The organism is Parabacteroides sp. B2-S-102 (genome assembly GCF_023656665.1).
Lineage (GTDB): Bacteria > Bacteroidota > Bacteroidia > Bacteroidales > Tannerellaceae > Parabacteroides > Parabacteroides distasonis.
The window spans coordinates 1-20,139 of sequence record NZ_JAMOKM010000031.1; the positions used below are offsets into that span (position 1 = coordinate 1).

The following is a 20,139-nucleotide window of genomic DNA, read 5'->3' on the forward strand; positions in this document are numbered from 1 at the left end:
ATAAATAGATTCAAAATCTTCCATGGTCCATTGATGTGACATAACAATTGAGCTTTTTTACTTTGATTACAAAAGTAATATCACATTTTTAGAATGAAAGGGGGAGTTTATCGAATGCTTACCCTCCTTCGACCTCTCGCCCACGGCGGCCAACCTCGACAGGTTCGTTACGGCCGGCTCCCTGGAACTTTCCAGACGCAACCTGGATATCATGACATTGCAGGACATCGCGGAAAAGGGATACGCCCACCTGGCGCTGGAGGAGCCGTTCCGTTACAGGAGGGAGTTCGCCTCCGTGGAAAAAGAACTCGGAAGGCTATCCAGGGAAAAGGAGCTCCATCCGGACTTTCCCCTCGGGGAGAGGATGGCGGAGCTCCGGGAGACTTCCAGGAAGATCGCCGCCGCCCTGTTGGCAAGGGAGGGAGTCCGGACAGGAATGCCACGGTCGGAAACAAGGTATGCCGACAGGATATCACGCATGCTGGAGAGTCCGGCGGATATCCCGGGGGCGGCCGATACCGGCAAAAAGAGAAAACAACCCTCTTCCAAACGGAAACATGCCGAAGGAAGACAAGTAAAACTGTAAACTGCAAGCATATATGGCAACCAACAAACCACTTACCTCGGAAGAGGCCGTCGACATGGGCCGCCGCGCTGTCGGCCGACGGGCATTGATGCGGACACTGAGGGACATCTTCTCGTACCGTAACCCGCTGCGGCAGTTCATGGACGCCTACCGCTTCAACGTCATCCGCTGGAGCGCGTCCAACCTCAGGGAACCGACCCTCGGAAAACGTGTCAGGCTGTTCCTCGGCACCAGAAACCCGCTGCGGATTCTCCGCGACAACTTCCGGCAGAACCGCGCGGACCTGACAGCGGACTGGGAAAGGGCGGTCATCGGCCGTATCAACCTCTCGCTGGAAGAGCTGGGGAGCATCCCGCTGCATTCCAGGCCCCGTGACCTTGCCAAAAGGCTGGACCGTGTCGGGAGGATGATAAACCGGATGACCGGCTATGAGCATTGTCCCAGCCTGCTCACGGAGAGGCTGCTGCTCTCCACCTACAGGTATATATTCATGGCTCCCCATGACAGGCGGTTCGGCGCCCTCTGCCCGGACGGGATCTGCGGGATGCTGCGGCAGAACGGCGTGCCGCCGGAGAGCCTGTATTACCAGAACTACGAAAGCCTGCTGCAAGGAAGGGAGACGGTCATCTACGAGTTCACCTCTGGCGGGAAAGGGCTACAATATCTGCGTCCCTTGGAACACGTGAGGCTGGATGCCGGCCCGGGCGGGTATGACATGCTTCCCGCCCGCCGGCCCGACAGCCCGAAGGCCCCTTCCGTTCCCCATGGGACGGAAGATGCCGTACCGCTCTCCGAAAAGGCGGAAAAAAACGGAAGGGGTACCGTAAAGGAGAAAAGAACGGTCCGGAACGCAAAAGTCAAAAAGACAAAGGCCAACAACAAAGGCATGAGCATGTAACCAATTATTCACCTGATAAAGACAAAAATTATGAGAATCGTACTTACAGACAAGCCAGTCATGGCAAGGAGTATCGCCTCCGTACTGGGCGCCAACGAAAAGGCGGAAGGATATCTTTACGGCAACGGGTATGCCGTCACATGAACTTACGGCCACCTGCTGGCACAGGCACCGCCGTCCGCTTACGGGCCCGCCCGTGTGGAACGGCAGGCGCTTCCCCTCATTCCGGTCCCGTTCCGCCTCGTTGTCAGACAAGTCAGGACGGAGGAAGGGTATGTCACCGACCCGGTAGCCATCCGGCAGCTGGAAGTGCTCCGCGGGTTGCTCGAAAACGCCGACGCTCTGGTCATAGCCACGGACGCGGGGCGTGAAGGAGAACTGGTCAGCCGGTATCTCCTGGACTATCTCGGTTACCGTAAACCGGCCCTGCGCCTGTGGATATCCTCCCTGACGGAAAAGGCCATCCTGAATGGTTTCAAAAATCTGAGAGAGGACGGTGACTTCGACAACCTCGCCCTGGCGGCGAGGGCACGCAGGGAAGCGGACTGGATATTGGGCGTGAACGCGAGCATCGCCCTGGGGATAGCCGCCGGCATGGGCAACCACTCGCTCGGACGGGTGCAGACACCCACGCTGGCACTGGTCTGCCGCCGTTATCTTGAGAACAGGGATTTTGTGCCCGTGAGCTTTTACCATCTGCGGACCGGAGTCTGCAAGGACGGGCAGAAAGTTCTTTTCACGCGTCCTCTCCGGTATGAAAGGAAAGAGGATGCGGAAAAAGCCCGGGCCGGACTGGAGGGCGAAAGCCGCTGTACGGTCCTTGCCGTGGAAAAGAAAGAGAATATGGAGGAGCCGCCTCTGCCGCATGACCTGACCGGCCTGCAGCGGGAAGCCAATACACGCCTGGGCATGGCAGCCGGACAGACCCTCGCCGTCGTCCAAAGGCTCTACGAGAGAGGATACGTCTCATATCCGAGAACCGGATGCCGCCACATTCCGGAAGATATATTCGAGCAGGCACCCACACTCGTCGCCTCCCTTAAAGGACATCCCCGGTTCGGAAGGCACGCAGAAAGGCTGCTCGAGAAAGGGCTGAACCCTCATGCGGTGGACGGGAACAGCGTAACGGAACACCATGCCCTTCTCATCACGGGAGAGGTACCCGAAGGGCTCTCCCCGGACGAGCAGAACATCTACTCCTTGATCGCCGGGAGGATGCTGGAAGCATTTTCCGAAGGATGTGTCAGGGAGGTCGTACGTGTCAGGGCCGATTACGGCGGAATGGAATTCGAGGCCGAAACCTCATGTGTGAAGTATCCGGGATGGCGGGACATTTATAACGGACCGGACATGGCGGAAGAAAGCACCCCCTTGCCACAGTTCCATCAGGGAGAGACACTGGCGGTATTGGAAACAGAAATACTGGAAGACAGTACAAAGCCGCTGCCACCATTCACGGAAGCCGGACTGCTGGCTGCCATGGAAAACGCCGACGGTACGGCGGACGGTGAAAGCAAAAAGAAAATAACGGAGAGGTGCGGGCTCGGGACACCGGGCACCCGTGCGGGAATCATCGACCTGCTGGTGGCCCGCCGGTACGTAGAGCGTATCGGAAACCGTCTCATCCCTACGGAGAAGGGGCTGGAGATATACGGTATCGTAGGAGACAAGCTGATCGCCGATGCGGCTATGACGGCAGCCTGGGAAGAGGCACTGCGTGAAATCGAGGAAGGAAGGCTCAGTGCCGGGAAGTTCATGAAGGGTATCCATGAGTATGCACGGAAAATCGTATCGGAACTGCTCGCCCTGCAGGTCAGGAACCCGGGCGTGACAAGGTGCGCCTGCCCGAAATGTGGAACAGGAACAGTGACACTCTACGACAGGGTGGCCAAATGCGGAGATCCCGACTGCGCGTTCCATCTTCCGCGCATGTTCAACGGACGGGAGATGACAGACGAAGAGATGACACGGCTGATGGCATGGGAAGCTACCCCCTTCCTGAAATTTACCACCAAGGCGGGAAAACCCTATGAGGCGTCGCTCAGAATGGACGAGAATTACAAGGTGGAGCTTACATTCAAGGACAGCATGCGGGAGCTGTAACAGGACCGATACTGCAAGGGAAATGTCCCGGTCTGCTCTTTTCGGAGACTGGCCGGGATTTTCCGTTAATCAGGGTGTATGGAAAGTCCGTATATCATTACAACCGTCTCGGGCGTTACCACCTGATGTGTACCGACGGTAGCTCCCACCAAGTGAATGTCGGGGTTCCTTTCCCGAAGTGACGGAACGGAAAATGCCAGCGGCCCGCTTACGGAAAAGTCCATTGCCGATAGTTCAAGGAGTTGTTGTCCGCAAGGAGGTGGACAAGCCGGGGCTCAGGGTACGCTATGAGGAAGCTCCTGCCGCAATCACCATTCAATATCCTGTATGTAAATAATCCAGACGGCAGACACCCGTATCGAAATGTCTGCTTCCGATCAATTTCCAGACGGAAGGCGCAAGGGCGTCTCCGAACAGTCTGATACCACCCTGCAGTCTCGGGGAAAGGTAGATCACCATCTCGTCCACCATCCAGAACCTGAGCAGGCTGTCAACAAGCGGGAGTGTGTCAGGACTGGCCTCGACAAGGGCGATACCGTCCCCTTCCTCTTTCCATCGGGAAAGCGAGACGAAAGATACCGGTTCCTCAAGGTGCCGTACCGCCTTCTTCCTGATCCGGGTGATACCGTATTTGTCCGCAGAATCCTGCAACGCGGAGAGGGACTGCCGCTCCAACAGGCAGCCGTCAAGGGAGAGAAAGGCCATAAGCTGAATCTTTGCCATAAGCTGAATGTTTAATGATACCGTCTATTTCGCAGGCAAAATCCATAAAAAAACGTGGACTTGCCCAGCCTAAAAGTGGAGCTCTGGTAAAGCTAAGAATAAAGGCTGTGCAAGCCACGCTATGACAATGCATAGCATAGCCTTACACAGAAGTCCTTTATTCTTTTGAAATTTACCAGATTTACAAAGTATGAATTGAAGAAGAAAATAAAAGCCAATCAAATGAAAATAAATACACTGTATAATAAGTGATTATAGTGTATTTATATCTTCACTTGTTTTGTTTGGCTATTGTCGCTTGGCTCTTTTTTGGTACATTTTTGTTTCTTATTTGTTCCTTAATCTCGGCTTTTATTTGTAGTTTTGCAGCAGAAATAACGAGTAAAAGAGGAGGAACTATGCCACGAGTAAAAAAGCCTGCAAAAGTCAAAGAACCTATCCGTCTTCGGATGAAAGATTTAGCAAACGGAAACAAAAGTCTGTATTTGGATATCTATCGGGACGGTAAACGGACATATGAGTATCTGAAGATGTATCTTATCCCCGAAACGGATAATAATGCCCGTGTGCGGAACCAAACGACTATGGCGGCAGCTAATGCCATCAAATCGAAACGGATCATTCAACTTACCAACGGAGAAGCGGGTATCGAAACCCGTGAAAAGGTTTTTCTTCTGGACTGGATGGAAACCTACAAAGAGAATCAGGCGAAGCGAGGAAAGAAAGATGGAAACCAAATCCAAGTTACTATCCGCATCTTGAAAGATTATGTTGGAGAACGGGTAACGATGGATCAGATCGACAAGGCGTTCTGTCAAGAGTATATTGACTATCTGCTGACGGAATATCGGCCAAAGGGCAAGCGTGTATCGAACTTTACGCTCCATACCTACTACCGCATTCTGAACGGAGCTTTAAATGCTGCCGTGCGTGCGGAGATTATAAAAGTCAATCCTTTTACCAAAATCAACAATTCGGATAAAATCCGTCTGCCGGAGAGTAAGCGGTCGTATATGACCATCGAAGAGGTGCGGGCACTGATTGCTACTCCGATGAAAAACGAGGCCGTAAAACAGGCTTATTTGTTCTCCTGCTTCTGCGGACTGCGGATAAGTGATATTATCAGCTTGAAGTGGAAAGACGTGTTTGTCGATAGAGGACAATACCGTTTGGCTGTATCCATGCAAAAGACCAAAGAGTCGATTTATCTGCCACTTTCCCCCGAAGCCTTGAAGTGGATGCCGGAACGTGGAGAGAAGACATCGGAAGACCATGTATTCGATTTGCCGAGCCCAACGATGATAAACACGCTTCTCAAACCTTGGGCGAAAGCGGCTGGAATAGATAAGCGGTTTTCATTTCACACGAGTAGTCATATCAAATCTTATTACTCATTGGGAACAAGGGAATTACAAAAGCTTTCAGATTGATAGGTAACGATATAGAAACCAGCAGATTTCTATATTTTTTCTTGTTTTGCATTAACCCAAAGAACGCTCTATTAAATGCAAAAATACGGAGTATTTCGATAATTGCCAAAACAATTATTAGGGAAAAAGGAATAGTAAACAAGCTTTTCAAACGAAGAACAATACTGTGCATATTAGTTTTTATATCATCCCTTGCTTATGGAGAAAAGCTAGATGGACTGCAAAATATGGATAATGTCCAGTGTCTACTTTCTCTATATCTTCATTGCAGAATTTTGGTAAAATCGTTTATTGCTTTGACTTCTTATTTTCGATTATCGCTCCAAATCTATTGCAATACCAACAAATTTAAGTGAGTCTAGTAATTAAGTCATTTATCAATATATTGAAAGAAATGTATCTATCTTGAATTTTTTGTTTACTGTGCATTGTGATTGCACAGAATTGCGCTATCTTTACAAAAGATTATAAACCAATTGATTTTTAGAACATGGTTAATATATGCAATAGTGAACAGCATGTTGTTTTGATGAGGATTTTGGATGCTCGTAACAGACCGTCCATAACCCCAGATATGCCCCTTTGGAAACTTAAATTAACCGAGGAAGAATATACAAACTTAAAGGAGACTCTTGCCCAAAATGCGTATCGATTAGAAGATTTTGGAATTGAGGCGGCCTTGTGTTACGCTGAATGGTGGAGAAGAGACTATAATGGAGGAATTCCTTCCAGAGAAGATGTTGCAGTCGGATTAGGACTGCCTCATTATTGTTGGGAGCAACTATATAAAGCTGCACGTCATGGGCTTAAAAGTCATGGATTTGCATTTATTCACTCTCTCAAGGGGAATGAATATTTTAGAACTTTATTAAATCAAGGAGGTCTTCCTGTAAATTACATAAAGAACGGAACTAATCTTAGCGGGTTTTCACGTTTTCTCATTGGATTGGTTGAAGAATTGTCTTCAATAAATATTGATTGGGATGATAATAATATAGATTTAATCAAGAATTTTAATTGTATAGCTTATCTTGGGAAAGCATTCAAAAATGACAATATTTACGATGTTTCATTACAGATCGCTCATGCAATCATATCCGAAGAAGACCGCTGGCTACCATATGATGATACGGATTCCTCTTTGTCGGAACTGACTAAATCATTAAAAAGAGAATACCGGCGAGTTAAGAGTGAACATAGAACTAAACCACTTTCTCTAAGTTGGAAACTACGTTTGACCTCAAGTGAAACTGCAAATCTTTTTGTCAATTTAAATATAGTAAAAGAGATTTCATCAAAATCTATTGAAGGTCTAAACTATCAATCGTGCTACACCTTCGATGTGTTTGTCTCTGGTATACTTGTTGGAAAGTATGTAAGAAAATCCCTAGTTAAAGATGACGTAGGAGAGGTTATCGGTGCGATATATTCTCGTATAACTGTTGGCGTAGCAAATGATATAAAGTGGAGTGGAGAACCTGTAGTTGAAGTTAAGATCAGATGTGACAACGATGACAGATTGTTTCCAACTTTATGTGGTAGTTATCCTCCGAATTTTGAATGCCCTCAGGTTTTCCAAATGCTTGATGATAATGTATATTCTTTGAAATCGACAGTGAATGCTGAAAATAATATAGCAGTTTTCTCCACTAATTGGAAGTGTGATGGTAGTCATAAACTATTACTAAATGGAGAACTTTATTCGGCGATTAAGTTTACTGATAAAGTAGATTTACACAATTGCATGTCGAATGAGGATATAACCATAACCAATGAATTCACGCCTTATAGTGCTGAATTCAGAGGTACATATATACAATGGGTAGAGCAATCTAATTTTAAGTTATTGACTCGCATTCCAGTAATAAGCGTTTTTGACCAAACTGGCACCAGAGTCGGGAATATCAAGCCTAAATATCGTATTCATAATAGTAAAGCTGAGTGGCGGAACTTGTCCAATTCATGCCTTTTGCCATTTGGGCTTGTTGATATCAAGGTTGAATTTCCTGACAATAAATACGTGATGGAAACATTTTATTTCATAGACGATATGACATTTGCCTCTCGCAACGAAACGATGTTTTCCACAGAACTACACCTAGATTCTCGCCATGTTATCTCTGCAAAAGTTGATGAGTGCGAAAACTTATCTGTTGAAATGACGGATAAAAATACCTGGAGGATTTCCAGAGATGCCTGTGCTTCTAAATATTCTCCTACGTGTAATTTAAAAATAATTGCCGAGAATAATCCTCCTTTGAAAGTATCTGTTGTAGTACCGTTTGAGGGTATAGTAATATCTGATTTGGAAGGGAAAATTGTGCCATCAGGAAAAATCATATCTTATGATAACCTGAGATATTTTAATATAATCAGTCATGGACAGTCTGGTATGATAGATGTGACTTAAATCTGATAAAATAGAGGATGACGATACAATCAAGCATCTTAAGAGTCCAGTAATTGAAGGTATAGTTCCATTATCCGATTATCGTGATTTGTTTGCAAGAATGTTTCAATTATATGGTGCAAATACTTTTGACCGTAGTAGTTCCATAGAACTAAAAATATGTGACAAACGCATCTATATAAGAAAATTTGTTCTTGATAGTGAGTTGAGTTCAGATAAAATTCGAATCACAGATTATACCAGTGAAGACACTTCCGATTTCATATATGACGGTGATGTATATGCACTGCCGGTTTCAGAAAATATAAAACCAGCTGAATTAGTACAAATAAAGCTTGAGCCGTATAACCGACAAATGAACTTGTTTACAATTCCTCATGAGCTTTTGAATTCGGAAGCAATCCTTTTCTCTGGTCCCGAAAGTTCGCGCAGGCTTGTTCCTAAGTATTACAATTTTGAACAAGAAGATTACAGTTCGGAAGTACGTGGAGAGATGTCTGCTGCTAACATAATACTTTGGAGTGAAAGGCTTAGCAAGGATGATGTTTTTGTCGGCGAGTATTGGGCAAAAACTGTAAAAGCATTCCGTATTATTTCAGAGTTTAATCTTCCGTTTACTACATATAATGCTTTCAAATCTATAGGTCGTGACCCTAAATTATTGGTAAACCTAATATTAGCCTGTTGGCTTAATGGCGCTTCCGATGTTCTCATTCAAGAAATTGACCGTTTTGAAGATGAATTAAACATTGCAGTACATTGGATTCCGTACACTGTATGGGGAGAATGTATTGAGAGTTTCATACGTTTGCTTCCCCCAACACTTATTAATATAATGAATACAAAATTAGGTGAGATTACAGAATTGATAAATGCACTTTTCAACGCTACACTATCTGCAGAAGTTGCGTCTGAACTTACCCAATATGTTGCGGGAGGGAATATCGGAGATGCCCGGATTTTCTCAAGAGCTGACATTAATCAATTTAAATCAAAAATACATGGATATACAGATAACAATATAGACCTACCTATAACCCGATTTGTACTTCAAAATAAATATTATGTAGACCAAGAGATGCACAAGTCTTATCGTGTAATGATTGAGTCCGCAATGTGTGCTGCGGAAAATTTCGCACAAGTAAAAAATCACACAAATCTTTTTTTATTAGAAAGTCGAGACTATGCTCGTATCACTAATTTTTACCGAAAATACTTTAAAGAAACCTACAGTAAGATATTTATCGGAACTGTAAAACAAATTGTAAACAAATGAATATGAATTATTTTTCATTCTACAATAAGGCCAAGGAATTATTAATAGATTCTCTTGCCTCTCTTTGGTTCAAGGGTCAAGCCCAAGAACAAGAATATATCAAGAGGATTTTGACTAAGGATGAGCCTCTTTTTGCAGAACCTGTATTCCAATCAATATTCCCTTGGGAGGAGAGTGCCGACAGTTTTGAGGAACATTCTTCTAAACTCAGATTGTTAACTCCTTCATTTGTTAATGCACTGAGTAGCGAAGGAATTGACAAGGATTTGAGATTTCCATTAGACAGGCATCCTTATAAGCATCAAACAGAAAGCTGGAGAACTATGCTTTCTTCTCGACCACAAACCATTGTTGTGACTACCGGAACAGGATCAGGTAAAACAGAATGTTTTATGATACCAGTTTTGCAAGATTTGGCTAAAACCAATGAAAAAAATTGTGTTCAGGCCATATTCCTTTATCCTTTGAATGCACTGATGAAAAGCCAACAGAAACGTATTCATGCTTGGTGCAAAGCTCTTCCCGAAAAGGTTACCTATGCGATATATAATGGAGAAACCGACAAAGAAAATCGGTCTGACAGATATACTACATCTCATTATCCACAGCTCGTAACAAGGCCTCAAATAAGGAAAACTCCGCCTCAGATTCTCTTTACTAATCCAACTATGCTCAACTATATGTTGGTACGAGCAGAAGACCGTGAAATCTTGGAAAAATCCAAAGGTAAGCTCAAATGGATTCTTTTAGATGAAGCACATACTTATACTGGCTCTTCAGCCGCTGAATTATCATTGCAAATCCGTCGTGTACTAGATGCTTTTGGCGTAACTATTGATCAAGTAAATTTTGCTGTAACATCAGCGACTATCGGTGATGAAAGTGACCCCAAAACGACGATAAAGCTAAAAACTTTTGTGTCTCAACTCACTGGAAAACCATTTGAAGATATAAAAATAATTAGTGGTAAGCGCATTATTCCAGAACTAAACAAGGGAATTGCAGAAGATCAATTGTCCAAAATAAACAAAAAGTTTAGTATCGAATTGAGTTATTCTGACATTGAGAAGTTGAGAAAAAAGCTTAACTCTTCGCCGGTATTGAAAGCAAAGGAAATCGGTCGTATGCTTGATAAAGGAATCGGGAAAAATGTGGATGCCTCATTGGAAATAATAGATGCTCTCGGAGAAAAAGTGAAAGGTCTAAACAAAGGAGGCGGCCTTGGAGCTTTATTGCCAACACGTGCTCATTTATTTGTTAGATCGATAAGTGGAGTGTATGTTTGCACCAATCCTGATTGTCAACGTCATAAGGGATATAGATTATCGATAGGAAGTCTGACAACATATCAAAATATGAATTGTCCAGTTTGTAAATCAAAGATGCTGGAACTTGCTACATGTTCGTCTTGCGGCTCTCCCATTATAGTGGGTGAAACAAACACAACTAAGGGATTTAGGATGCACACCAATGTAATTGATCTTGACAAGAGTCTTTTCTATGAGCAAAAGGAAGATCTCATTGATTTGGAAGATATGGGAAATATAGAAGATGTTGAGCAAAATGAGGCGGATGGCTTTTCTCGCTTCTTTTTCGCCATTCCGAAGAAAGCATGTTTAAGGAAAAATGCGAATAGAACATATCACATCTTCAATCATCAGAATGGTAAAATAGAACTTGTCCCTGAAGACAATAGAAGCAACAAGTGTTTTACTTCTTTAAAAAGTGAAGAAAGTATTCCTGTAATATATCAATCTCTTCGACACTCAGGAGATAATCATGTTCTTTGTCCTCATTGTGGCAATAATCTCAGCGAGTTTAAAAACCTTGATTATCTCAGAATAAGTGCTACTCAAATTGGACGTACTTTAGCAACATTGCTTCTTGATAATGCCGAACCCATTGACAGTAATGACGCAGACGTTGTATATGAAGGCCGAAAGTATATAACATTTACCGATAGCCGTCAAGGGTCTGCACGTTCTGCAATGGGACTTAATCAGGATGTAGAACGTTCATGGATTCGAGCTTCCATTTTTCATAAACTTGCCGATATGCGTTTGAATGATGTGAAACCTGGTGGTCTGACTCCTGATGAGGAAGCAGAATACAATGCATATCTGAGTATTCGGGAACATCTTCCGACCTTACTTTTTGAAAAATTTAAACAACTTGAAGAAAAAAAGAATGGCATACCAGTAATCCCCAATCCAGAGGAGGTGTCATGGGGGCAAATAAGCCAGTCTCTTGAAAATGACTCAAATTTCAAGAAGTTGTATGAACATGTTGATAAAGCACGTGGCAGAAAAAATTTCAAGAATGCAACGGACTATCTGAAAGCACTTCTTGTCGACCAATTCGGATGGATTCCTAAACGGGCGAACTCATTGGAAACGATGGGATTCGTACGTCTTGTCTATCCAGCACTTAAAAATGCGAAATGCCCAGCACTCCTTCAGAAAAGATGTACAGACACCGACTGGCAGAATTTTCTCAAGATCTGTATGGATTATGTCATTCGTGGAGGTCGTCATTATATGCTTTCTGGAGCTTATAAAGATTACCTTACACAAAATAAGTACTGTTCTCCTATATATCCTTCAAATTCAGAACTGAGGAAGAATGGGAGCCCTGTATCGAAATGGTTTAAAGTCAATGTAAGTTCAAAAGGTATTAATGAGAATCAGAATAGACTCGTTCTTCTTCTGTGTGCAGTTCTAGATTATGATGATATTTCTCAAATCAATCAAATAAAGATTGCTGACATCAACTCAATACTTGATGCCGCATGGGATTTCCTGAAACAAAATGTTCTTGAAGCAACAGATGTAGAAAATCAAGGATATATGCTCGATCTCATGGGGGATAAAGTTAAGCTGCAACTTATCGAAAAAGGTTATCTCTGTCCTGTTGACAATGTTATTATAGATGCGCCGTTCTGTGGCTATAGCCCAAGAATGAACGGTTACATCGGTCGTGAAAATTTCGATAGATTCAAAATCAAGACGGAGTTTGTAAATCCGCTTTTCCCATTCAAGTCTGCGGATCAGACAGAAAAGAATGTCATGGAATGGATTGAGAAGAACTTCTCTGAACAAAAGGCTGCTGGTGTGTTCGGGGTTATGAACTCCAGAGTATTTGCTTCAAAACCGATTTTTATATCGGCTGAACATTCAGCTCAGCAATCGTCAGAAGATCTTGACCGATACGAAAGAGAGTTTAATGAGGGGAAAATCAATATTCTTTCTTGCTCAACAACAATGGAGATGGGGGTCGATATTGGTGGTATTACAGAAGTCGTCATGAATAATGTGCCGCCAAAATCGTCAAATTACCTTCAGCGTACGGGACGTGCAGGACGAAGAAGTGAAACTAAAGCCTTGGCTTTAACTGTTTGTGCTCCCAATCCTATTGGAACTCATACATGGAACAATCCAGATTATCCGATTACACATGTAACAGAAACTCCATTGTTAAAATTGGAAAGCCGTCAGTTGATTCAACGTCATGTTAATGCGATGGTATTCGCATCCTTTGTAGCAGATCAAGGGGGAATCAGGGTTACGACAACTCTTAGGGATTTTTTTGTCACGGCAGAAGGGATGTCTTTCTTTGATAAGTTTCTAAATTATATTGATAGTGTAATCAGCGGAAAGGTTGAACGTCTTCAAGAACCATATTTAAAATTAATCAAGGGAACAAGTCTCGCTCAGATAACATTGGCGGATGTCGCACAAGTAGTCAAAAAAGACATAGTTGCTGTTTACAATGTCTTTGATGCTCATAAAGGAGCTCTTGCAAAGGCGATTGAATCTCTGAAGAATGAATCAGGAACGACCAATGCTATTAAAGCTATAGAGAAACAAGAGGAAAATTTTTTTAAGACCTCGATGTTGTCATATCTTGCTGAAAATTCTTTTCTGCCAAGTGCAGGTTTACCCTTAGGACTAGTTGAGTGTCTGCTAGGCGGTAAGGAAAAGGTTGACGGTAACTCACCGACATTGCATATAAGTCAGGCCATCTCCTCTTATGCTCCCGGTAATCCAGTAGTGAAAAACGAATGGGTCTATGAGACCAATGGTATTCGTCTGAAGACAAAATACGATGACAGCACTTCAAGGTATATCATACAGAATTGCACTCATTGTGGTTATACAACTATTATCTATGGAAGTGCTAAGACGGATTGTCCCAAGTGCGGTCGGCATGGAACTATGCATGGCATAAAGGACATCTCACTATCGACAGATCAGCGTTTTACAGAGGTCGTTGAACCTGCTGCGTTCTCCGTAGCATGGGATTCGACCCCGACTCGAAAAATGGACTCTCTCGGCAGTATGAATTTCATTCAGCCTATTTTGCTTGAAATGGATGCCTGGCTTCTGAAGACAAATTCTGCAAAAATGTCTATCCGCTGTTCAACGCCAAGGTCTGAGATTCTCTTTTATAATAAAGGAACGAATGGGTATGGATATGCTTTCTGTCCTTATTGCGGTAGAATGAAATCAGAAAAATCACCAGACACCACAGAGCGGATGCTGTCGCACCATAAACATCTTCTAGCTTCGACCTCTTGTCCCGGTGGCGAAAATGACGGTGCTGCAGTAAGACGTCATGTGTTGTTGGTCGGAAGATACCAGACTGACTTTGTTGAGATCAAGTTTTATGACAAGGACAACAATCTGGTAGAAGACACTGAGACACTCTATTCTCTCGGCGTGATTCTTAGCCGTAAACTCACGGAGCTGCTCGGTGTCAACGATGGAGAAATTGAATTCGGCTATGATGGCATAAATCATTCTATTTTCATATATGATACTGCTCTCGGTGGTGCAGGTTATTCATTGCTCTTCCGAGAATATAAAGATGAAGTCCTAAAAATGGCTTTGGAGACTCTTGAAAGATGCGACTGTGAACGGTCTTGCACGAAGTGCCTTATAGATCGCAGATCGCAATGGTATACGAACTATCTTAACCGGCCTAAGGCTCTAGAATGGTTAAGACAGGAAGTCAAGGCCCGTGTTGCCCCAAAGGAAATTATTTATTTAATGCCTGATTCTCATGTTGTGACATCAGACATCACGACCGAGTTTTATCAGCTCACACGGAACAAGGACATCTCTGGTATCAGAATATTTGTCAACGACAACATTTCTCAATGGGATGCGGAAACATTCCCATTTAAAAAAATTCTCACAGAACTATCTCTAGAAGGAGTTGACGTTGCCTTTATACTGCCAAGCGTACCAGATGTAAAATCGCTCTCGTCAGCAGACAGTGCAACTTTAATTGCGGAGGTATTTAAAACCAACTTTAAATGTCTTGAAAACACACTGCCGACAGGATTATTTCCGTTGATGGTCGTGATTATGAATGACGGAATCGTCAAAACATACTTTGGAAAAAATATTGATACATCCTATTCTAAGAATTGGGGAAGTGGAGATGTATTCATAACCACACAGCCAAATTCATTGTCCTATGCCGACATAAATAGAATGCAACTGTTGAGCGCCTTTTCATCGGACGATTCTTCCTTTATGTTCGAATATAGAATAAGAGAACACAGCTCGTTGGGTCGTTTTTTTGATTCTCTGAAAGCTCCGGAAACTGGTAATTGGAATAGAATAATATCTAACCTACGAGGCAAGGCTGTTTCTATTGAATATTCTGATAGATACCTAAAAACGCCCTTAGGCTGTATGCTTTTGGCAAAAATGATTTCCAGTCTGAAGAATGAAGCAGATTTAGTTCTGGTATCAATTAAAGTTATTGTCACAAATATCGTCTCAATTAATGACCCAGATATGGCAGTAAATGCTATAAAAGATTTTACCAACGGTAAGAAGAGAAATCATTTCCTGAAGGATGCTATATTTGAACTGACCGGGATAGAACCGGAAATTCAAGATACAGGTTATGTTGAGCATGAACGGTGTCTGACGGTTAAAGCGGATAATGCAGAGATCTGTATACGTCCAGACGCAGGTATAGCAAAAGGATGGGCACCATTTGGAAGAGATAACGCTGAATGCACCGACCGCGATTTCAGAGAAGATTGGAATATAGATCTCGAACTGTTCAACAAACAGCAGATAGGAAACGGAATACTTTACACCATCTCATATAAGCAACTCTAACAATGTCAGAAAATAGAAACGCTCAGTATCGTTATCAAGTGCTGGACAGATGCTTCAGTGATTGGAATAAGAAATATACTATCGAAGATCTCCTTGAAATAGTCAACAATCATCTTTATGAATTGGAAGGTTCAGACTCCACCATCAAATTGCGTCAGTTACGAAGTGACTTAAATGCCATAAGAAAGATGCTACCCGATAACATCTATCTTGATGCCAAACCATTTGGAGGAAAGAAATGCTACTACAGATATTCTGAGCCAAACTATTCAATCTTCCAGAATGGTCTATCGGTTACCGAGGTTAACTCTTTACGCTCGATAATTGAAATGCTTAGTAAATATCGTGGAGTTACTGGTAATGCTTGGCTTGAAGATGTTATCTCCAATCTAGAACTTCGTTTTGGAGTAAAATCGGATAGAGAAAATCTTATTTCATTTCAGTGTAACTCATGTTTAAAAGGGCTTGAATACCTTTCAACTCTCATAGACGCAACAATCAATCACCAGCCCCTCGAAGTAAGCTACACAACACACGCAGGCATTAGTTCAACGAATGTGCTTCATCCATATTATATGAAACAATATAATAACAGATGGTTCATATTCGGACGTATTAATGGGAAAGATTATATTGTCAACCGAGCCCTTGACCGAATTGAAGGGATAACTAGAAGTGATGTTCCATTCTGTAAAAATGATCTTGTGGATTTCAACTCTTACTTTGATGATATTGTAGGGGTATCGGTGCCTTATGAAGTACAGGAAGCCGAAACAATTATTTTGCAATTTAGTTCAGAACGATTTAAATACATTGTTTCAAAGCCACTGCACACCTCACAGAAAATTATTGATGAATACAAGTGCATAGTTACTATTAAAGTAATACCAACACGAGAACTCGACCAATTAATTCTAGCTTTTGGACCTGATGTTGAAGTCCTAGCTCCAGATAGATACAGAATGAGCATTAAGACTAAAATTGAGAAATGTCTCAATAAATATCGCTCTGTGCATTGCGATTGCATATAAAATTATACTTTTAATGATCACATATATAACAGAGCAGATATTAACCAACATTATATGGAACATGATAGTGTGCAAAATATTAAAATTGAACATTCTAAAAGAAAAGGCGTATCAAGCTTTGTATTGAGTAATGATACGCCTCTTTAAAAGTCCTTTAAATCTACTCTTCAAAAAGCGAAAGTATATAAAATCTGATATATTTTTATCTGATTACGAATTTTGTATAGAAGATTGATTACATATACACTTTTTATCTACGGCAGTATTATGGCTCTTTTATTTAAATATAAGCCCCATCTTTCAGGGAAGTATTAGTATAAATGAAAGAGCTATATGGCTGTATAAAGTCTAATTTTTATCTTAACACTGGCCGTAAGCTTACTTTTTAATTGACTTGTCCTTGATGGACTTCGCCTTGCTGTCCAGTTCTCTTGCAGCCTGTTCTTTCAGCCGTACCTGTTCGATCAGGGTGGCCTGTCTCCGTACCGCTTCCTCGTAGGCCTCCACGTCCTCACGCATCTGCTTGATCAGTCCGTTATCCCGATTCGGTCCAAAGAGATTCTCTAGTTTCACAAGTTGCTCGGGGGTAGCATCTCCTTTCATCTTGACATAACGGTACTTCAGATCATTATCGGCCTGTACATTGTCAGTTCTCACCGAAAAATAGAGAGCCACGGACAAGACCACGATTGTTGCAAACATCACGAAAAAACTCCAAAGAGTGTAAGGGGATTCTATACTCAGGCTGAAATGATGGTTGATGTTGCTTGTCTTGACGGCATTCTTTCTGATTGTGTCATTGGTCTCACAAAACAAGGCTTCCACTTTCTCCTGGTGCTGACGCTGTTCATTACGCATTTCAGACAAGACCTGTCCAAGTCTTTCCTGTGACGAGTTTTTCCTGTCCATGGAAACCATATCGTTCTTAATGGCAGCAAGTCCCTCGTACAAGCGAGCCAACAAGTTGCGAAATGTCTCATGACTTTTCAGGACTTCATTCAGCACGGAGTCATCCTTTTCATTGTTAACTGTCGGGCTGTTACCTTCCGGTAAGGGAACGGACAGCCCGTTGATTTTGTTTTCGATTCTTTCCAGGCATCCAAAGATGCTCTCGATATATTCTTCCAATTTCATATTCCTACAATTTTAATGTTCATAAATAATTTGAATGAAGAAAGGACAGGCTACAGCCCGAATCCTTTCCTCCTTTTCTTTTTCCTGCGTCTGCGCAAGAGTTCTTCCTGAGGTAACGGCTCTTCGGGAGCGGTGTCGCTTTTTGGACTGAACAGTCCAGGTCCCGTACTTTCCAGAAGATGGCCTCCGTCCGGTATTCTTTGCTGCACTTTGCGTTCGGATGCCTGTTGGGATTCCGAAGGCTTCCAACTCAATTGGGCATTCAGCCTGGCAAAGCTGAACTCCCGGCTGATTTGCGAAGCCTTGAAGGTTTGTCCGTCCTTGGTGAACCGGATTCCTTGTATGTCCTCCAGCTTTTTTATCTCCCTGGTACGTTTTACAAATTCCAGCCTGATACCCCGGCGAAGCAGGTAATCGTTGAACTCTTTCCATGTTTTGGAATGCTTCAAAGCTGCCTTGACGGCATTGAAGATTTCGTATTTCACACGCTCCGAAGCATGGAGTTTCTCCACATTAGTCTTGCCCTTGCCCTCCGCATATGTCAGCCCGTACTTGTCCTTAAGCAATTTTGTGGCGATTTCATTACGCTTGTAATCGCTTTGGGAAGAGATTACCTTGCCGTCATATCCGATGCGGTTATAGACCAGGTGGCAGTGCGGATTGTCTGTGTTATGATGCCTTACCAGGATGAACTGAGTGTTCTTTATTTCCATCAGTTTCATATATTCCCGGGCTATTTTAGCCATAAATTCATCTGTCAGCAATGCCTTGTCTTCCGGCTTGAAACTCAATGCGATGTGCCCGACAGGCTGTTTTATCTTCGGATTAAGCTCCCGCTGGTAGTCGAAACTGTCCGTTATTTCCCGGATATTTCCCAGCAATACACCATCTGAGTCAATGATTTCCGCGTTGTCCTTGCCCATCACGTAGCGGATACAGCCGCCGAAGGATTTCCCTTTCTTGATCTTTCCAATCATGACGGCCTCCTTTCTCCGTGCCTATACCGGATAATAATCTCCTTGAGTTTCTGCAGAAGTTCTGTTACCGTCCTTTGGGTACGGTGGAATCCGGTCTGATGGGACAGCCGGGTCAGCTGGTTCAGGTTGTTCGCCATACCCGTAAGACTGCGTATGACGGCCGTCTCCTCGGCAGAGTGTCTGGCCGTTATCGTCGTCTCAAAGGCTGATACGCGGAGAAATTCCGCCAGCGTGAGGTTAGCCTGTCTGCTGCGTCGGCATAGCCGCTCGTAGTCTATCTTGGAGAATTTCACTGTAACGGCTTTGCTGAGTTTGCACACTCCGCTTATTTTGGGGCGTCCCCTCGGTCTGTTTTTCTTTCTGTCATTCATATTTTCTTCGTTTGATTTCTGATTATTCTTTTTCTCACAATCTGCGACCACCGGGAGCGGATTGCCTCCACTCTTCGGGAGTGGAGCGAGGTTTTTCGGGATGCCCGAAAGATAACCTCGCTAACTCCCGAAACTGATGTTCCGTCCGTTGACCGCCTCTGGCGGGTTCTGAATGCTGGAATGCCATCATTCCATGATGCGGATGGATTTTGCACCGGGTGTCTTTTACAGTTTGCGCCACCGCTCGAAGTCTTCCGAATAGATTTCAAGATGCTGCCGGGCGATATTTTCCAGCAGTCCTGAAACGCTCATCCTCCGGCTTCCGAGCTTGCGGACATACTCGTCCAGCCTGTCCCTTACCTCGCAGCTCACGAATACGGGCTTGCGGTCTTCTATTCTGGGAACCTGTAGGAATGTGCTGCGGTACTCTTCCAGTGACAGCCTGCGTTGCCTGCCACTAATCCGGCACTTGGATGCAGGAGCGGAACCATCTTTCTCTGCCGGCTCCTGGATCCCGGATTGTTCCGTGACTGTTGGCAGGATTTCATTCCCGGCATGCTCAGTAACCTCTCCTGCACTTTCAGGGTTTTCACACTCAGGAAGGAGCTGTGACATTTCCATACCTGTCATAGCTTCCCACCGCTCTTTGTCAAAGCTTTTTCTTGTAGCCATAATCTTTGAATTTTAATAAGTCAATACAGTGGTCTTGGTATGTACCTTGACCGGTTATCGGCAGCAAAGAAAGTATGTATAGTGCACTGTGTCAAGCAAATGGAGTGAGTGTGACAATTATGACCGGTTCTGCATTATATGCACCGGACAAACGGTGGCGACTGCTGTGATTTGCCACACCCGCACGGGCGTCCATGGAATCTGGCAATGATTTCATGGCAGTATGGAGACTGAATCCAACGGACACTTTACCGGATATAGGATAACCCGTTGCAATCGTACCGGTATACTTGCTACAGTCAGTTCAGGCAGTAATAATCACATGGCGGCTTTGCTCAGTCGGGTCATACTGTCCACCGGCCATGCAACATGATGACAGATGATGAAA

Annotated in this window: 16 protein-coding genes; 9 read left to right on the forward strand and 7 right to left on the reverse strand. The window is 43.7% G+C overall.

Annotated features, from left to right (window positions below):
- The first annotated feature begins 109 nt into the window (after positions 1–109).
- Genes NBH07_RS21390 through NBH07_RS21405 form a run of 4 tightly spaced genes read left to right on the forward strand, consistent with a single transcriptional unit; the run spans position 110 to position 3,587 of the window.
- Positions 110–586: a DUF6047 family protein gene (locus NBH07_RS21390; protein WP_250833603.1), complete on the forward strand. Its 477-nt coding sequence runs from the start codon at positions 110–112 to the stop codon at positions 584–586.
- 13 nt (positions 587–599) lie between these two features.
- On the forward strand, positions 600–1,484 hold the full coding sequence (locus NBH07_RS21395) for a phospholipase D-like domain-containing protein (protein ID WP_075964311.1): 885 nt from the start codon (positions 600–602) through the stop codon (positions 1,482–1,484).
- Between the two features lie 30 nt (positions 1,485–1,514).
- A complete protein-coding gene (locus NBH07_RS21400; RefSeq protein WP_075964312.1) occupies positions 1,515–1,628 on the forward strand; it encodes a DNA topoisomerase III in 114 nt (37 codons plus the stop codon).
- Positions 1,629–1,682: 54 nt separating this feature from the next.
- A complete protein-coding gene (locus NBH07_RS21405) occupies positions 1,683–3,587 on the forward strand; it encodes a DNA topoisomerase (RefSeq protein ID WP_075964313.1) in 1,905 nt (634 codons plus the stop codon).
- 65 nt (positions 3,588–3,652) lie between these two features.
- Here NBH07_RS21405 and NBH07_RS21410 read toward each other — a convergent pair whose 3' ends face one another.
- On the reverse strand, positions 3,653–3,811 hold the full coding sequence (locus NBH07_RS21410) for a hypothetical protein (RefSeq protein ID WP_250833593.1): 159 nt from the start codon (positions 3,809–3,811) through the stop codon (positions 3,653–3,655).
- A 91-nt stretch (positions 3,812–3,902) separates the two neighbouring features.
- Positions 3,903–4,310 carry a dihydrofolate reductase family protein gene (locus NBH07_RS21415; protein ID WP_250833594.1) on the reverse strand — a complete coding sequence of 136 codons (408 nt, stop codon included), beginning with the start codon at positions 4,308–4,310 and terminating at the stop codon, positions 3,903–3,905.
- A 398-nt stretch (positions 4,311–4,708) separates the two neighbouring features.
- Between NBH07_RS21415 and NBH07_RS21420 the strand changes: the two genes are divergently transcribed.
- From NBH07_RS21420 to NBH07_RS21440, 5 genes are all read left to right on the forward strand, one after another.
- Positions 4,709–5,740, forward strand: coding sequence for a site-specific integrase (locus NBH07_RS21420; protein WP_250833595.1), 1,032 nt, complete (start codon positions 4,709–4,711; stop codon positions 5,738–5,740).
- Positions 5,741–6,230: 490 nt separating this feature from the next.
- Positions 6,231–8,150 (forward strand): hypothetical protein, encoded by a 1,920-nt coding sequence (locus NBH07_RS21425; protein WP_250833596.1) that lies wholly within the window; start codon positions 6,231–6,233, stop codon positions 8,148–8,150.
- A gap of 100 nt (positions 8,151–8,250) precedes the next feature.
- Complete coding sequence (locus NBH07_RS21430; protein WP_250833597.1) at positions 8,251–9,426, forward strand: hypothetical protein; 1,176 nt, start codon at positions 8,251–8,253, stop codon at positions 9,424–9,426.
- The gene (locus NBH07_RS21435; protein WP_250833598.1) at positions 9,423–15,566 is read left to right on the forward strand and encodes a DEAD/DEAH box helicase; all 6,144 of its coding nucleotides are present in this window, start codon (positions 9,423–9,425) and stop codon (positions 15,564–15,566) included. The genes NBH07_RS21430 and NBH07_RS21435 overlap by 4 nt, the downstream gene beginning before the upstream one ends.
- A gap of 2 nt (positions 15,567–15,568) precedes the next feature.
- On the forward strand, positions 15,569–16,597 hold the full coding sequence (locus NBH07_RS21440) for a helix-turn-helix transcriptional regulator (RefSeq protein ID WP_250833599.1): 1,029 nt from the start codon (positions 15,569–15,571) through the stop codon (positions 16,595–16,597).
- 378 nt (positions 16,598–16,975) lie between these two features.
- Here the strand turns inward: NBH07_RS21440 and NBH07_RS21445 are convergent, their stop codons facing one another.
- Genes NBH07_RS21445 through NBH07_RS21465 form a run of 5 tightly spaced genes read right to left on the reverse strand, consistent with a single transcriptional unit; the run spans position 16,976 to position 19,751 of the window.
- Positions 16,976–17,731: a hypothetical protein gene (locus tag NBH07_RS21445; protein WP_004329620.1), complete on the reverse strand. Its 756-nt coding sequence runs from the start codon at positions 17,729–17,731 to the stop codon at positions 16,976–16,978.
- A gap of 50 nt (positions 17,732–17,781) precedes the next feature.
- Positions 17,782–18,708 (reverse strand): relaxase/mobilization nuclease domain-containing protein, encoded by a 927-nt coding sequence (locus NBH07_RS21450; protein ID WP_250833600.1) that lies wholly within the window; start codon positions 18,706–18,708, stop codon positions 17,782–17,784.
- Positions 18,705–19,079, reverse strand: a complete 375-nt coding sequence (locus tag NBH07_RS21455) for a plasmid mobilization protein (protein WP_050751518.1) — start codon at positions 19,077–19,079, stop codon at positions 18,705–18,707. Before NBH07_RS21455 ends, NBH07_RS21450 begins: the two co-directional genes overlap by 4 nt.
- Positions 19,080–19,113: 34 nt before the next feature.
- Positions 19,114–19,320, reverse strand: coding sequence for a hypothetical protein (locus NBH07_RS21460; RefSeq protein WP_250833601.1), 207 nt, complete (start codon positions 19,318–19,320; stop codon positions 19,114–19,116).
- Entirely contained in the window at positions 19,305–19,751 is a 447-nt protein-coding gene (locus tag NBH07_RS21465; RefSeq protein WP_221734792.1) for a DUF3408 domain-containing protein, read from the reverse strand. Before NBH07_RS21465 ends, NBH07_RS21460 begins: the two co-directional genes overlap by 16 nt.
- Positions 19,752–20,139 lie beyond the last annotated feature (388 nt).

What these genes read in the sequence shown, in the direction of transcription:
- NBH07_RS21440 (WP_250833599.1), top strand. Translation starts at nt 15,569, where the DNA reads ATGTCAGAAAATAGAAACGCTCAGTATCGTTATCAAGTGCTGGACAGA.
- NBH07_RS21410 (WP_250833593.1), bottom strand. Translation starts at nt 3,811, where the DNA reads ATGGACTTTTCCGTAAGCGGGCCGCTGGCATTTTCCGTTCCGTCACTT.
- NBH07_RS21425 (WP_250833596.1), top strand. Translation starts at nt 6,231, where the DNA reads ATGGTTAATATATGCAATAGTGAACAGCATGTTGTTTTGATGAGGATT.
- NBH07_RS21430 (WP_250833597.1), top strand. Translation starts at nt 8,251, where the DNA reads ATGTTTCAATTATATGGTGCAAATACTTTTGACCGTAGTAGTTCCATA.
- NBH07_RS21395 (WP_075964311.1), top strand. Translation starts at nt 600, where the DNA reads ATGGCAACCAACAAACCACTTACCTCGGAAGAGGCCGTCGACATGGGC.
- NBH07_RS21435 (WP_250833598.1), top strand. Translation starts at nt 9,423, where the DNA reads ATGAATATGAATTATTTTTCATTCTACAATAAGGCCAAGGAATTATTA.
- NBH07_RS21400 (WP_075964312.1), top strand. Translation starts at nt 1,515, where the DNA reads ATGAGAATCGTACTTACAGACAAGCCAGTCATGGCAAGGAGTATCGCC.
- NBH07_RS21415 (WP_250833594.1), bottom strand. Translation starts at nt 4,310, where the DNA reads ATGGCAAAGATTCAGCTTATGGCCTTTCTCTCCCTTGACGGCTGCCTG.
- NBH07_RS21450 (WP_250833600.1), bottom strand. Translation starts at nt 18,708, where the DNA reads ATGATTGGAAAGATCAAGAAAGGGAAATCCTTCGGCGGCTGTATCCGC.
- NBH07_RS21465 (WP_221734792.1), bottom strand. Translation starts at nt 19,751, where the DNA reads ATGGCTACAAGAAAAAGCTTTGACAAAGAGCGGTGGGAAGCTATGACA.
- NBH07_RS21455 (WP_050751518.1), bottom strand. Translation starts at nt 19,079, where the DNA reads ATGAATGACAGAAAGAAAAACAGACCGAGGGGACGCCCCAAAATAAGC.
- NBH07_RS21420 (WP_250833595.1), top strand. Translation starts at nt 4,709, where the DNA reads ATGCCACGAGTAAAAAAGCCTGCAAAAGTCAAAGAACCTATCCGTCTT.
- NBH07_RS21445 (WP_004329620.1), bottom strand. Translation starts at nt 17,731, where the DNA reads ATGAAATTGGAAGAATATATCGAGAGCATCTTTGGATGCCTGGAAAGA.